The organism is Shewanella sp. GutCb (assembly GCF_002836135.1).
Taxonomy (GTDB): Bacteria; Pseudomonadota; Gammaproteobacteria; order Enterobacterales; family Shewanellaceae; genus Shewanella.
In genome coordinates this window covers 229757-244941 of the sequence record NZ_PJBL01000106.1, presented here as the reverse complement: position 1 = coordinate 244941, position 15185 = coordinate 229757, and the positions used below count along the sequence as shown (strand labels likewise).

General features: G+C 42.3%; 7 protein-coding genes. All 7 read right to left on the bottom strand.

Annotated features, from left to right (window positions below):
• Positions 1–19 precede the first annotated feature (19 nt).
• The 7 genes from CXF86_RS22485 to pepN all read right to left on the bottom strand — a co-directional run bounded on the left by CXF86_RS22485 (position 20) and on the right by pepN (position 15141).
• The gene (locus CXF86_RS22485) at positions 20–4864 is read right to left on the bottom strand and encodes an NAD-glutamate dehydrogenase (protein ID WP_101091027.1); all 4845 of its coding nucleotides are present in this window, start codon (positions 4862–4864) and stop codon (positions 20–22) included.
• 262 nt (positions 4865–5126) lie between these two features.
• Positions 5127–7430 (bottom strand): efflux RND transporter permease subunit, encoded by a 2304-nt coding sequence (locus CXF86_RS22480; protein WP_102040062.1) that lies wholly within the window; start codon positions 7428–7430, stop codon positions 5127–5129.
• A gap of 13 nt (positions 7431–7443) precedes the next feature.
• The gene (locus CXF86_RS22475) at positions 7444–8460 is read right to left on the bottom strand and encodes a WD40/YVTN/BNR-like repeat-containing protein (protein ID WP_101091029.1); all 1017 of its coding nucleotides are present in this window, start codon (positions 8458–8460) and stop codon (positions 7444–7446) included.
• Between the two features lie 50 nt (positions 8461–8510).
• The gene (locus tag CXF86_RS22470) at positions 8511–9875 is read right to left on the bottom strand and encodes a DUF1329 domain-containing protein (protein WP_101091030.1); all 1365 of its coding nucleotides are present in this window, start codon (positions 9873–9875) and stop codon (positions 8511–8513) included.
• A gap of 18 nt (positions 9876–9893) precedes the next feature.
• Positions 9894–11942 (bottom strand): DUF1302 domain-containing protein, encoded by a 2049-nt coding sequence (locus CXF86_RS22465; protein WP_101091031.1) that lies wholly within the window; start codon positions 11940–11942, stop codon positions 9894–9896.
• Positions 11943–12260: 318 nt separating this feature from the next.
• Complete coding sequence (locus CXF86_RS22460) at positions 12261–12491, bottom strand: DUF2835 domain-containing protein (protein ID WP_101091032.1); 231 nt, start codon at positions 12489–12491, stop codon at positions 12261–12263.
• 88 nt (positions 12492–12579) lie between these two features.
• Entirely contained in the window at positions 12580–15141 is a 2562-nt protein-coding gene (gene pepN, locus CXF86_RS22455) for an aminopeptidase N (protein WP_102040061.1), read from the bottom strand.
• Positions 15142–15185: the final 44 nt, after the last annotated feature.

Genomic DNA, 15185 nt, shown 5'->3' with positions numbered 1-15185 from the left:
GCTTCTGATTTATATCAGATTACTTTTGACCTTCACAATGAAGGATCAAAAGATTAAGTTCACGTAGGGCTACAGAGAACTTAGCAAACTCATGGCTTTGCGAAGTCTTGAAATCAGCCAGCATATGGAACCATCGTTCCAACAAGCCTTGATTTGATTCAATCCATTCTGAAATGATCTTGCTAGCATCACAGCTTTCAGTACAAGTTCTCAAGACAACTGAACTCAGTGAACGCTGTTGCCAATCAAGCTCTTCTCTAAATGCAGCTCTTGCCAGTGCTTGCCAATGATTCGTTACCGGTTGTGCACTAATTTGTTCGAGGAACCAATGTAGATCAACACTAGCACCTAACTTAAAGTAAGTTTCCGCAACCAAGGGAACTGGCTTGGCCTCGAGATCACAAATTTGTGCAATATCTAACGCGGAGAATAACGTGCTCACGTTAGCCACGACCATCGCTACATCTTCTGGTACACCTTCTTTAATCAGTGCATCAGACTCTGCGCGTATGCCTGCAACTTCATCGTTAACCATATATTGATGCACATTTGCTTTAAGCTCATCAAAGACGGGTCTAAAGAATTCAATAGTCTGTTCAATATTTAGGTTACGGTTACGATGACGTAAGAACCAACGGCTAGCACGACGAATATTGCGTCGTAACTGATGTAACATTTCGCACTGTACAACAGCTGGGATAATGCCATTTAGATCAGTAATTGATTTAGTTAAATCAGCCAAACCAAACACTTCGCGAGCCATAGTGTAACAAATGGCAGCTTCAGCTACTGAGGCACCTGTCTCATCTTGCATACGTTGAACAAAATTAAGACCCATGTCATTAACGAGTTCATTCGCTAATGAAGTAGCAATAATTTCACCGCGCAGTGGATGAGCCGCCATATTGACCGTGTACTTTTCTTGAAGTTGCTGCGGGAAATAGGCAACCAATAACTGACTTAAGAAGCTATCTTCCGTGATTTCAACGGTCAACAATTGCTCTTTAAGCACCATCTTAGCGTAAGCAACGAGCACAGAAAGCTCTGGACGAGTCAGTGACTTGCCATTAACTAAACGATCAGCAAGCTCGTCTTCATTAGGTAAGAACTCAAGCGCTCTGTCCAACTTACCCTCTTTTTCCAGGTAATGGATAAAACGAATTTGATCTTTTAATTGCTCAGCACCACGCACCTGAGTAACAGAGATAGTACGCGTCTGATCTTTACAGTCTTGCAGAACGATACGGCTAACTTCATCCGTCATATCTACTAACAAGCGGTTACGTTGTTTAACGGTCATTTCGCCATCAGCGACTAACGCATTAAGTAAAATCTTAATGTTTACTTCGTTATCAGAGCAATCAACACCACCCACGTTATCAACAAAGTCGGTATTCATGCGGCCGCCATTAGCGCAATATTCAATACGACCTAATTGAGTACAGCCTAAATTTCCGCCTTCACCAACAACTTTGGCTCGAACTTCGTTACCGTTAACACGGATAGAATCATTGGCGCGATCGCCAACTTCTGCATGTGTTTCTCTTGTGGCCTTAACATAAGTGCCAATACCGCCATTCCAGATCAAATCAACCTGCATTTTGAGTAACTCTTTGAGTAACTCAAGGGGGGGCATTGAGGCTTTTTGAGTGCCTAACATCTTCTTCATTTCTGCAGAGAGTGGAATAGACTTCGCAGAACGCAGGAATATTCCGCCACCTTTCGAGATTAACTCAGCGTTGTAATCTTCCCAGCTTGAACGAGGTAATGCGAATAAACGCTCACGTTCGACATAGCTGCTAACAGCGTCAGGATTAGGGTCAATAAAGATATGCATGTGGTTGAAAGCAGCAACTAAGCGAATATGCTTAGACAACAACATGCCATTACCAAATACATCACCTGCCATGTCGCCGACAGCTAAACAGCTAAAGTCTGTTGTTTGGCAATTAACGCCCATTTCACGGAAATGACGTTTAACAGATTCCCATGCACCACGTGCTGTAATTCCCATCTTCTTATGGTCATAACCGTTACTACCACCAGAAGCGAACGCATCGCCAAGCCAGAAGTTGTATTCGTCAGCGATTTCGTTGGCAATATCTGAGAACGTCGCCGTACCTTTATCGGCTGCAACGACTAAATATGGATCATCTTCATCGTGTCGAACCACATTTATAGGGGCTACAAGTTCGCCATTAATAATGTTATCGCTAATGTCGAGTAAGCCACGAATGAATAGACGATAGCACTCTTGTCCTTCGGCAAAAAAGGCTTCACGGCCGCCGTCTGTTGGCAGTTGCTTACAAACAAAACCGCCTTTAGCACCCACAGGAACAATTACCGTATTCTTAACTTGCTGTGCTTTTACAAGGCCAAGCACTTCAGTTCGGAAATCTTCTCTTCTGTCAGACCAACGCAATCCACCACGAGCCACTTTACCGCCACGTAGATGTACACCTTCAACCCGAGGTGAATAAACGAAGATTTCAAACTTAGGTAATGGCTTTGGCATCTCAGGGATAAGTTCTGGTGCGAACTTGAAGGAGATATATGATTTTGCGCTACCTAAAGCACTAACTTGATAGAAGTTAGTGCGATTTGTTGCATTGATTAAATCAAGATAGCGGCGAATAATTCTGTCGTCATCTAAGCTTGAAACGTCATCGAGGCGAAGATCGATCTGCTCAATAAACTTGTTTAGTGTACGCGTCTTCAACTTTGGATTAAATTTTCGAATGTACATTTTAACGAGTAAATCAGCTATTTGAGGATAGCTAGAAAACGTTTCTTCGATGTAAGCTTGGCTAAAGGTAGAGTCAATTTGACGCATGTATTTAGCGTAAGCTCGCAATACAGACACTTCACGACCTGTCAAACCGGTTGATAGTATCAAGCGGTTAAAACCATCATCTTCAAGCTCTTTTTTCCACACTTGCGACAGTGCAGTTTGGAATCGCTCTTGGCTGTCAGCTAAATTGTCAGTGGCAACAGCTTGTGTTGTCATGAGGAAATCCAGGATCCAATAAGTCGCACCGTCAGCATTTATGACTTCATATGGACGTTCGTTAATGACACGTAAGCCAAAGTTTTCCAACATAGGTAACACGTCAGAAAGGTGGATCGGTTCATCTTTATGGAATAACTTTAAACGCACTTTACTATTTTTAAGCGCCGTTTCCTGTGGCTGATAAAACAGCATGCCCAGTTTATGATTGTCATCTAATGCTTCAAGCTGTTGAATATCAACGACAGAAGAACTGGGTAGTACATCTTCTTTATAGCTACGAGGAAACGCATTTACGTAGCGCTTAACCAAGCTTGTGCCAATTTCTTCACCTTGAGCACTAATTAAAGCACTGCCCAGTTTGTCTTCCCAAGAACGAGCTGCTTCAGTCAAATTATTCTCTATCGCTGCCACATCAACATCCATATTATTGTTATCAACTTTGATAATGTAATGAGTACGAGCCAAGGTTGACTCTGAGAAATATGTTGTAAACTCAACATCTTCACTACTATTAAAATGCTGAGCTAAAATCCGTTGGGTATCTTCACGTAGCTTAGTGTTATAACGGTCTTTAGACACATATACTAAGCAAGATAAGAATCGACCAAAGCCATCTTTTCTGACAAATAATTTTAGCTTGTCTCGGTCTTGCATCTCAAGTACACCGTGTGCAATACGGGCTAGTTCTTCTACATTTGCCTGGATTAACTCATCACGGGGTAACGTCTCAAGAATATGCATTAATGCTTTATAATCGTGAGAACGAGGTGTTAGTCCTGAACGGTCAAGCACGCGCTGTACTTTCTCTGCAAGCAATGGGATTTCACGCGGGCTACGGTTATATAAGTTAGAGGCATACAAACCGATAAAACGATCTTCGCCAATAACATTACCATTATCGTCAAAACGCTTAACACCAATATAATCGACATAGGCTGGACGATGAACTCGGCTCTTTTCACTACTTTTAGTCAATACCAACAAACTTGTATCAAGCGCTTCTTTGCGGGCACTTTCAGAGAAGTTAGACAGTAATAGACCGGTTTCAGTATTGGCTTTTGCCGATTTAGTCATCAAGCCCAAGCTTGTTGTCTTATCTGCAACTAGCTCTAAATCACCTTCCACTTTACGTAAATCGTAACGTCTATAACCTAATAAGGTAAAGTGGTGGTTATTGAGGTAATCGAGAAATTTAGTCGCTTCACTTAACTCTGCTTTAGTACCAGGATAAGGACGGTTAGCCAGTTCAGTAATCGTCTCGCCCAGCTTGGCCGACATTGCATTCCAATCTTTGACCGATATTGCGACGTCCGCAATTATCGACTCAATCTCTTTGGTTAAGGCTTTAATATCCGCTTCGCTACTCTGTCTATCAATTTCAATCAAAAAGACGGCAACTTTATCAACATCAGCTTGTTCGTCAGCGCTATAACTGACTTGAATGACTGAGCCATCTTTGCGCTCAATAGCCATTGGGGTATGGAGCATCATGTGCGCCGTAATACCGAGTCGATTAATTGCCATGCCGACAGAATCGACTAGGAAAGGCATATCGGGTTGAATGATCTCAATGATCGAATGGGTCGATTCCCAACCATGCTTCGATTGGCTCGGGTTAAACACACGAATGTGCCCTTCCCCGACGGAGGTTTTATTAAGGGCATTCCACTGACTCAAAACAGCACCATAAAGGTCACTGTCATTACGGGCATTGAGATCGTCTTTCGACATATGCGCGTATAGGCAAGTAGCAAACTGTTCTACTTGTTTTGCTTGTGAATGAGGCACTTTAGAATTAATAAGGTTAACGACATTTTCTAGTAGTACTGAAGGCATTGCATCTTTCAAGGCCATGTTGGTGATTCCTTAGGGGGCTATGGCAGCTCTTTTATATTTTTATGGATGCTTCAAATCTGACCTGAGCCTTTTTCTGTGACCTAGGTCATAGCGCGAAGTCTATTACTAAACCTGCCATAATTCGAGAACTATTTTAGTGGTAGAGCCTCCTTAAAACATTGCTCAGCAGCTTTTCTGGCTGTCTGGTGAAATAACAATCGCTGATAGCGTTTTTTTATGCAAAAAAAAAGAGAAGCTTTAGCTTCTCTTCTTGTTTCATTTACTTGGGTTGCCGCCAAAATACCGCGGCTATCGCCGGTAGGATAATAATGGCACCTAGCATGTTCACCAAAAACATGAAGGTGAGCAAAATACCCATGTCCATTTGGAATTTAAGGGCAGAGAAGAACCAAGTACTCACCCCTATAGCAAGTGTTAAACCGGTAAAGATAACCGCACTGCCTCGCTCAACTAACGCCTCGTAATAGGCTTGTTGAACTGGCATGCCATCTCTTAATCTTACCGCCATAGTCGATAGAATATAGATCCCGTAATCAACACCTATGCCGACGCCCAAGGCAATAACCGGTAATGTACTTACCGCAAGACCAATATCAAGTTGAGTCATCAATGCTTGCGCTAAGGTTGATACCACATACAAAGGTAAAATAACCGCAATGGTTGCCCGTAAAGAGCGGAAGCTAATCAAGCACAACACAAATACGGCACCATAGACGTAAAGCATCATTGGAAGTTGCGCTTCAGCAACCGCTTCGTTAGTTGCAGCCATCACGCCAACAGGACCCGATGCTAACCTAAAGGTAAGCTGCTCATTATTCATCTGCTGTTGCAGTTGATTGACCTTGTTGATAACGACTTCAATGGTTTCTGCTTTGTGATCTTTTAAGAAAAGATACACCGGCATAACAGAACAATCGCTGTTCAATAAACCTGAAGTGGTTGGCACCCGCCCTACTGCTTGCACAAGACTGGCCGTGTTTCTAGGCAAGACTTGCCACTTAGGATTACCTTCATTAAAGCCAGCGTTTACTCTTTTAGCGACAGAGGCCAGACTTGCTGTTGATTCAACACCAGCAGTGTTACTCAATTGCCACTCAAATTCATCAATTTGCGTTAATACTGAGTGGTAGGTACAAGCTTCAGGGAATGCTTCTACGATAATAGTCATTACATCGGTGGTAATTGTAAACTTATCGGTAATGAAGAAAGTATCCTGATTATATCGAGAGTCTAAGTGCAGTGCAGGAGCACCGCCTTGAAGATCACCTATTTTCATTTTGTTCGCTTGCTGTAAACCAACAGCATATAAACCAGCCGTAATGAGTAAAACCCATATTGCATATTTAGGCGTTGCAAACTTTGACAGCTTGACCCAAATATTATTGGCTTTAACAGGTGCAGTGTTCTTTTGCGCCTGAACTTGCGTATAAGAAATAACAAGTGGCAACAAAATGAGGTTGGTCAGAATAATGACCGCGACACCAAGAGAGGCTGAAATAGCCAGTTCGCGAATAATGCCAATATCAATCGTCAGTAGCGTCATAAATCCTATCGTATCTGATAGGAGAGCCACGCCGCCGGGGATCAATAAACTTCTAAACGCTAGCGCCGCCGCAGCTTTAGTACTGTGCCCATCATTGACCCTACGCTTGACCGCATTAATCATCTGTACACTATGACTTACGCCTATCGCAAAGACCAAAAACGGTATCAAGATAGACATGGGATCTAAACCAAAGCCAACAACCGTTAATAAACCAAGCTGCCAAACAACTGCGGTAAGACTACAAACAAGCGGTAATAGAGTCAGCACGATTGATTTAGAGAAAAAGTAAACCATAATCGCGGTGACAACAATTGCGATTAAGAAAAATAGTAATACGCCTTTTGCACCTTCAGCAACGTCGCCAGCCATTTTAGAAAAACCGATAATATGAATTTTTATATCATCAGTTTCGTATTGAGCTCTTAGCTCCTGCTCTAACTGCTCTGCAATCGCTAACGTATCAAGAGGCTTACCGGTTTGAGGATCGAAATCCATTAACTGAGCACTCACCATTGCTGCAGAATAATCCTCAGCAATAAGTCGACCGACGACTCCCGCTTTCTCAATATTGCCCCGAACGATAGCTAAGCCTTGGTCAGTCGTCGTAAAGTCTGCAGGTATAACGGGACCACCGGCAAAACCATCTTCGACCACCTCAGTAAAACGAGTCGATGGGGAAAATAGCGATTTAACCTGTGCCCTATCAACACCAGGGATAAAAAACAGCTGATCGTGAACATTTTTGAGTGCATCAAAAAAGTTCGCGTTAAAGATATTTCCGCTAGTGTCTTCAACCGCCACCATAACGCTATTGGCTCCACCAAACTGCTTTTGGTGTTTCAAATAGGTTTTCATATAACTGTGGTTTAGCGGAATATTTTTAACAAATGCCGCATCCATTTTCAGATTGCTTGCTTGCAAACCTAAAAAAAGAGTGGTGATTATAAATAAGAAAATAACGAAAGCGCGATGCCTGAAAAGATAGGTTTCAATGCCATTTACGAGTTTATCTAACATAAGTCAGGTCCTATTATTTTTGTTCTAACTTGATGAGACCTTTATTGCCTGCAACCCACAACATACCCGTGGAGTCTTTAGCAATTGCGACTAGATTTTCGCCCTGTCGTTGTTCAACCAGTTGCGCGTCACCGTTTTCCGTAACATCAATAATAACGCCAGCATTACCAACTAGACGCAACACAGAACCCTCTAAAAGGATCCCTGCATTAATTGTCGAGTCGACAGGCAACATAATTTCCTGCCATGTCGCGAAGTCTTTATTTGACTTAAAAAGATGCCCTCTAAGCCCCATAACATAAACACTATTATCGACGACACTTACATTAAAGAGTGAGCCTTCGTAGGGAAAATCATTTTTCTGCCAATGGACACCTTTATCGCTCGATATGGCGACAAGCCCCAGTTCGCCTACCATAATGAGTAGCTCATTCGAAACAGACACCACGCGATTAAAATGCGGTAGCAAGCTGTTACGCTCTGACAAATACAGTGCTTCGTCTTCTGCTTTTAACTCTTCAAGATAAGCGACATCCTCTTCAAACAGAAGCTCTTGATGGTACTCACTGATCCAATTTTTACCGCCGTCATTTGTACGATAAAAAAGACCATAAGCACCGATTGCAATACCTTTATCTTTATCAAAAAAGTGTAGATCTAAAAAAGGTTTTTCTATTTCAGGGGCCTGCATCTGTAACTGCCAGGTCAAGCCGCCATCTTCGGTATGAATTATCGTAGCATCATGGCCAACTGCCCAACCTTCATCTTCAGATACAAAAAAAACTTTGGTTAATAGAGCAAATGTAGGAGTGTTGACTTGCTGCCATTTTTTATCGTAAACAAATGCGTGGCCACGATCGCCAACCGCAACCAAAGTATTACCGTATTGAACAATATCGAGGACTAACGAATGGATAGCAAGGGGTTGAATTTGTTGTTCTAGGGTTTGTTCTTGCGCTAATAAAGCAGAAGAATTAAAAATACTGGCGATACTCAAAAGAGAGATAAATCGAAGCATGCTAAACGACATACAGACTTCCTTTAAATATAAGAGGGGCAAAGCGCCCCTCTTTAAGTGGGTTAACGAATACCAGCGCGTCTTAGTGCAGCGGGAGTGAAATTACTTTCACTCAATTTTGCATCAAAGTCGTACATACGGCCTTCATTATCTAGACCCATTGCGATATAGCGACGAGACTGTAAGTCATGAAATACTTCTAAAGTACTCCACTGAGTTGGTACTTCGTAGTAGTTCAATCCATGAGCAATTGCCACACGGTAAAGCTCATCTCGGTTGTCATAGATATCAGCTACCGATACCTGCCACGAGTCTTCATCAATGTAAAAAGTACGCGCTTTATAGATATGACGCATACCTTCTTTTAGCGTTGCTTTAACAACCCATACACGATGTTTTTCGTAACGAACAAACTCTGGATTGATATGACCTGGAGTGATGATTTGATCATAGGTAATCTTATCGGAATGCAGCTTATAATCGTTATAAGGAATATATAACTCTTGCTTGCCGACCAACTCCCAGTTGTAACGCACTGGCGACCCGTTAAACATATCAAAATCATCTGTCGTTCTTAGTCCATCAGAAACCGTGCCTGGCGTGTCAAATGCCACATTTGGCGCTTTACGTACACGACGTTGACCCGTGTTGTAAGTCCATGCTTGGCGTGGCAACTTCTCTTGGTCCATTGTTTCTTTTACAAGCAGTGCAGTACCCGCTAAACGAGCTGGCTGAATCACCACTTGTTTAAAGAAAAACAGCGTATTTTCTTTTGCGAGTTTATCCAATGTCATCTCTGGACGAGAATATTGAAAACGGATCTCTTCACCGGTCTCAACCAGTGTGTAACTACCACCTGCTGTTGGTGCGGCTTGACTACGAGAGGTTTTAATATCTACGCCGCGAAAACGCAGCACATGGTTCCAAATCACTTCCAAACCACTTGCAGGCATTGGGAACGGAATACCAATAGATGCCCCCGTAATACCGTTACCACCATCAATTAACTCGGCGCGTGTCGCGTTAGCCAAAGTCGCATCGTATACAAACTGTGGCACAGACGCTGAGCGACGCGTTTGATAAACATTCATTTTAAAAGTTTCAGGATAAAGCTCAAAAAGCTTGATTTGACCGTCGCTTAAAAATGCTTTGTATTTATCTTTGTTAGCATTAGTAATGGTAAATTCAATTTTATCTGCTGGAAACGGATCTGGGTGATGCATGCCTTTACTGTAACCCGCAACAGGTTCAGTGATCCCGCCATCCCAAGCTGGGATAGATCCATCTTTATTACCTGCTTTCTCAGCGCCGAGTGGCGTAAACTCAGTACTTAATTTGGCTGCTTCTGCATCAGATACTTTTGCTAAAGCGCTGGTTGCGCCTAAAGCCAGAATGACTGCTGCAGACAATATCGCAAGATTTTTCATTTTTATTGTCCTTGTGATTTAGATTGAGTACTTAATGTTGAACGACACATAGTCTCGATCAGCCATAGTATTAGTCGTTCCTACGCCGCCAAAGAAAGCGTTGTAAGAGACATCAGCGCTCCAGCGACTTTGGTAATCGAAGTTGACGCCTAAAGCAACCGACTTCTTACCTTCAGTAAAGAGGAACATTGGATCGGGTGTAATACCATCAACATCGTGAGAGAAAATCACTCTCGGTGCGATGTTTACTCCACCCCACACGTTGTTATAGTCAACCTTAGCCACTAAACGATAACCCCAAGCAAAATCGGTTGGGAATGGATTGGTTTCAGGACCGTTATGCACTGCTTCAATAATGCCAGGCATATCAGGGTTACCGCCTGAACGAGCGGTGCCAGGTCCATTTAAGCGAAGCTCATCAAAGCTCGGCATATCATGGATCCAAACGCCACCAATTTCAGCCAGCATCGTCAGATTATCGGTGCCCAATGTTGGACCAAATAGATGGGTAAAGGTTGTTTGAGCTTGAGTGGTATCTAAACGGATAAAACCTTCAGCATATTGACCCGGACCATAATTTTCAACTTGTGAAATACCGTCCAAATCGGGGCGTAAACCCGCATTTGCGAGTTGCTGTGGCATTGCTGCAAACAACAATTCAACATCATCAATCTGCAGCGGCTCATCTAAGCGATGGGCAATTTCACCCGCTACAGAGGTGTCACCCACAAGCGTGTTAAAGCTAAAGCCCATTAACTGAATATCTTCAGGATAAACAATTTGTGCTTTTGAAAAGGTTTCCAGTGCCAATAGGTCTTCACGCGTCATCATTTCGCCTGACTGCGCTTTTCCACCTAGGCGTTGTAAGTCTCTGCCAATCGCTTCTTGAGTGAAATTAGCCGTGGTACCACTAATCAGTGGACGACGGCTGTGATAATTCATGTAGTACAAGCCAAATTCGGTTTCACCCAGTTGAGGCGCGTAATAACCAAGTTTAACACCCCATTGGCCATCATCACTGGCTGAAGCATCATCTTCAACCAAGGTGGCCTTAGTCGGATAAGCTAATGCAAGCTGAGCTAGAGTTGCACCATCTACTTGTCCAGAGCCAACCATACCCACTAGCGTATTATACTCAGACAAAAGGAAATCAAGGTTCATGTCAGGATTTGAGTTAAAGCCTAACTGGGCATTTTGGTTATAACCGCCATAACCGGCAAAGTCATTACTTGAGAAACTAGACCCAGGTGTAGGTACCCAAATTGGCTGCCAATCATATTGATAAAAACCTTCGACTGACAAGTCATCGGTTATCCCAAAAGATGCCCACACCATGCCCTGAGGCCTAAAAGCTTCTTTAAGCTCAGCACCTGGGGCATTCAAGATGTTTAAATCAACTGCGTTAATCGATCCGATACCGTGAGCAATTAAGGTACTTTCACCCCAAGAAACCACTTGATTACCGACACGGATGGATAGTGGATTAGCACCATCATTAAAATCGAAATCAGCGTAAACGAACGCATCAAGTAAGCGAATGTCTTTACACTGAACTTCTGATGCCTTGCTATCTTCACAAGGATCAAATTCTTTACCCGTTAGCGGGTCATTAAAGTCATAGTTACCGTCATTGAGCTTACGATCATAAAAGTACATACCACGCGCGAAAACACCGAAATTCTTGTACTTTAAAGATAGTTCGTGCAGACCTTTAAATATTTCAGAAGTGGTGTCGCCTTGCGAATACAGTAAATTACTCAAATCACCGTTACTTGAATAGGAACCTGGTTGGGCCCAAATCTCAGCAGAGCTGTATTTGGTATTACCAAACGCCGAATAACCAGCCCAATCAAATTGCGGTTGGTTAACCTTACCAATCTGATTGTTCCAATCTCGCTCTGCAACTCGCCAACTCGCACCAGCAGTCCAGGTCGAATCAAATGTTCCCTCTACTTCGCCCCAATTAAATGAGACTGCATTGGCACTTGTTGATATGCCAAATCCGAGCGCCGCAACTATCCCCAAAGCGAGCGTCGACTTGTTAAAGCCGTTTTTAACCTTTTTCATTTTAGCTTCTCTCCGTAACCTGCTGGATTCTTTTGTTATTGGAATTGATAGCCAACATACTGTTAGCGTACAGGTAACACCATTGTTACAGCATTTTTACGAAGTGAGCAAGGACGAAATATCGAAAATCTTTAATAGATTCAGCTGTTTTGCAATGAATTTGCGTGGTGTTTGAGGGGGTGTATTTAAATCAGGTTTAGATAATATAAAGAAGTGGTCAATTACAGGTTATATATTATTTAATAACAATACCTTATCTAAAATTAAACAAACCTAAACCAGTGCGTTTAAAGTAATCGACCGTTTTAAGTAATTACTCTATTTTTTATTAAGGCTAATCAAATTTCCTTGCCCATCAACCACCATTTCAAAGTAGGAGCGGATCCCTGAACGAGTAAAAAATGGTCTAAAATGTCTGGCGCTGATCCATAAGGTTCTACCGGCGGTATCGACGACTTCTACTTTAGTCACTTGTCCACGATAGTATGGTAGGAAATCTTCGTAGCTGATATTGAGGGGAAATTGAAATATCTGGTCTGATTGTCGCACTCGTCTTTTCTCTGGTTGATGTTAACAGCACAGCTTAAACAGAGAGTAATACTCTGAATAAGCTGATATTTTACTTAGTCGATAACGATTATGACAATGCTTTGGTCACCTTTTCATAAAGATCTTTAGAAAGATCATCAATCGCCAAAATCTCCTGTAACGATTTACGCATCAACGCTTGCCTTGCTAGGTCGAATTTTTTGAATTGAATGAGCGGCGTGATGATCCTTGCTGCCACTTGTGGGTTAACTTTATTAAGCTTAATGATTGCTTTAGTCAGAAACTCATAACCCTTTGCATCTTTACGATGAAACTCAAATGTATTGGCAGCAGCGAAAACACCGATCAGTGAGCGCACTCGATTTGGGTTAGACATGCTAAAGGCATCATGTTTTAACAGCTGTTCTAATTGCCCTATACAGTCTTTGCTAGCAAACGTTGCGTGCAAACTAAGCCATTTATCCATCGCTAATGGGGTTTCTAACCAGCGAGTTTCAAATGCGTTCATTAGCTGATTTCTGTCAATCGACGTTTCACCGTTCAGAGCCGTTAACGCGCCTAACGTATCAGTCATATTGTCTGAAGACTCAAACTGTTGCTTAGCTAATTCACGGTATGAATCGTCAACGTTCAAAAGCAGACTTAAACAAACGTTTTTCAATGCTCGGGCATCTGCACTATCCAGACTTTGTAACTGCCTTACTTTGGCGAGCAACTCCTCTTCACACCCTTGCGCAATTTGCAGCACCGCAAACTGACGCGCCAGCGCCAAGTTGTCTAAATCAATTGAATCTGTTTGCTCAATCAACGAACCTGCACTTGTTAGCGTTAGAATTTCAGCCATTAGGGCTTCATTGAGGTTTTCTGACAACAAAACACCTTTAAAACCATCTACCAAGCGGCTATCTATGTGCATTGCTTTGCCATTCTGTAAATTAACAACGCATTGCCAAATAGACTGACTAAACAGTGCTACTGAAGCCTCCCATTTAGCGACTTCGCTACTTGCAAAACGCATCAAATGAAGCAGTTGCTCTATAGAGTATTTAACGCTTAGCTTAACCGGCGCAGAAAAATCTTGCAGTAACGAGGCAACGGGTTTGGCTTTCACGTCCTCAAACACAAATTGCTGAGATTGTTTTTTAAAGTCTAAGACTTGATTCACTAAACTATGACCTTCTGCATCAATAAGCTCAATATCAAAAGGAATATGTTGCGGTAATTTATTAGATTGCCCAGGCGTATCGGGTGTTGTTTGTGTCAACGTCAAGGTGTAAGTGTTATTTGACTCATTAAAAGACTCTGCCACAGTCACTTGGGGTGTACCGGCTTGACTATACCAACGGCGGAATTGGCCCAAATCGACCTTACTAGCATCTTCCATTGCAGCGACAAAATCATCACAAGTAACGGCCTGCCCATCGTGTCTTTTAAAATACAACGCCATACCCGCCTGGAATTTTCCTTCACCTAACAAGGTGTGGATCATACGAATCACTTCAGCGCCCTTGTTATAAACAGTGACCGTATAAAAGTTATTCATTTCGATCACTGATTCAGGACGGATCGGGTGTGCCATTGGGCCTGAATCTTCAGCAAACTGTTGGTTTTTCATTACCTTGATAGCATGAATACGGTTAACTGCACGAGAACCTATGTCAGAGCTAAACTCCTGATCTCGAAAAACGGTTAAACCTTCTTTCAAGCTTAACTGAAACCAATCTCGACAAGTGACTCGATTTCCTGTCCAGTTATGAAAATACTCATGACCAACAACGGACTCAATACCATGATAATCATCATCTGTCGCTGAGGCTTTATCTGCTAGTACATACTTAGTATTAAAGACATTGAGCCCTTTATTTTCCATGGCGCCCATATTGAAAAAATCAACGGCTACAATCATGTAAATATCGAGGTCATATTCTAAATTAAAGCGTGTTTCATCCCACTGCATCGACTTCTTAAGTGACGCTATCGCGTGATGCGCTTTATGTAAATTCCCCTTATCAACAAACACCTGTAACTTGACGGGTCTATCACTACGAGTGATGTACTCATCTTCTAAAAGATCGAAATCGCCTGCAACTAACGCAAATAAGTAAGCTGGTTTTGGAAAGGGATCATGCCATTTCACATAATGTAGACCGTCTTCTAGATCACCACTAGCAACAAGATTACCGTTACTGAGTAAGAATGGAAATAATGCCTTATTGGCTTGAATACGAACGGTATAAATGGCCAGCACATCGGGTCGGTCTAGGAAGTAAGTAATACGTCGGAAGCCCTCTGCTTCGCACTGAGTACAGTATGCGCCGTCGGACATGTAAAGGCCTTCAAGACTGGTATTTGCTTCAGGGTCCAGTATAGAAATAATTTCTAAATCAAAGCTTTGAAGATCCGTCTCTATAGTCAGCTGGCTAACCTGCTCGCTAAATTTAGCTTCAACACCATTAATTTTGACTGATTTAAGTTGAATATCTTCACCATCAAGGATTAAAGGCTCGCTATGAGTACCGACTTTGGTCACTTTGCTTGTAGCAACTATTACTGTTTGTATACCCGCTAAAGAGATATCTAAATCAAGATGAGATATTTGAAAACGCGGTGCTTGGTAATCTTTGAGATACTTAGCTTGTGGTTGTGTCATTGTAGGCCTACATATTCTAATTTTAGGTTAAAAAAAACGCGCTA

Excerpts from the sequence above, each read along its gene's own strand:
- pepN (WP_102040061.1), bottom strand. The coding sequence starts at position 15,141 with ATGACACAACCACAAGCTAAGTATCTCAAAGATTACCAAGCACCGCGT.
- CXF86_RS22465 (WP_101091031.1), bottom strand. The coding sequence starts at position 11,942 with ATGAAAAAGGTTAAAAACGGCTTTAACAAGTCGACGCTCGCTTTGGGG.
- CXF86_RS22480 (WP_102040062.1), bottom strand. The coding sequence starts at position 7,430 with ATGTTAGATAAACTCGTAAATGGCATTGAAACCTATCTTTTCAGGCAT.
- CXF86_RS22470 (WP_101091030.1), bottom strand. The coding sequence starts at position 9,875 with ATGAAAAATCTTGCGATATTGTCTGCAGCAGTCATTCTGGCTTTAGGC.
- CXF86_RS22475 (WP_101091029.1), bottom strand. The coding sequence starts at position 8,460 with ATGTCGTTTAGCATGCTTCGATTTATCTCTCTTTTGAGTATCGCCAGT.
- CXF86_RS22485 (WP_101091027.1), bottom strand. The coding sequence starts at position 4,864 with ATGGCCTTGAAAGATGCAATGCCTTCAGTACTACTAGAAAATGTCGTT.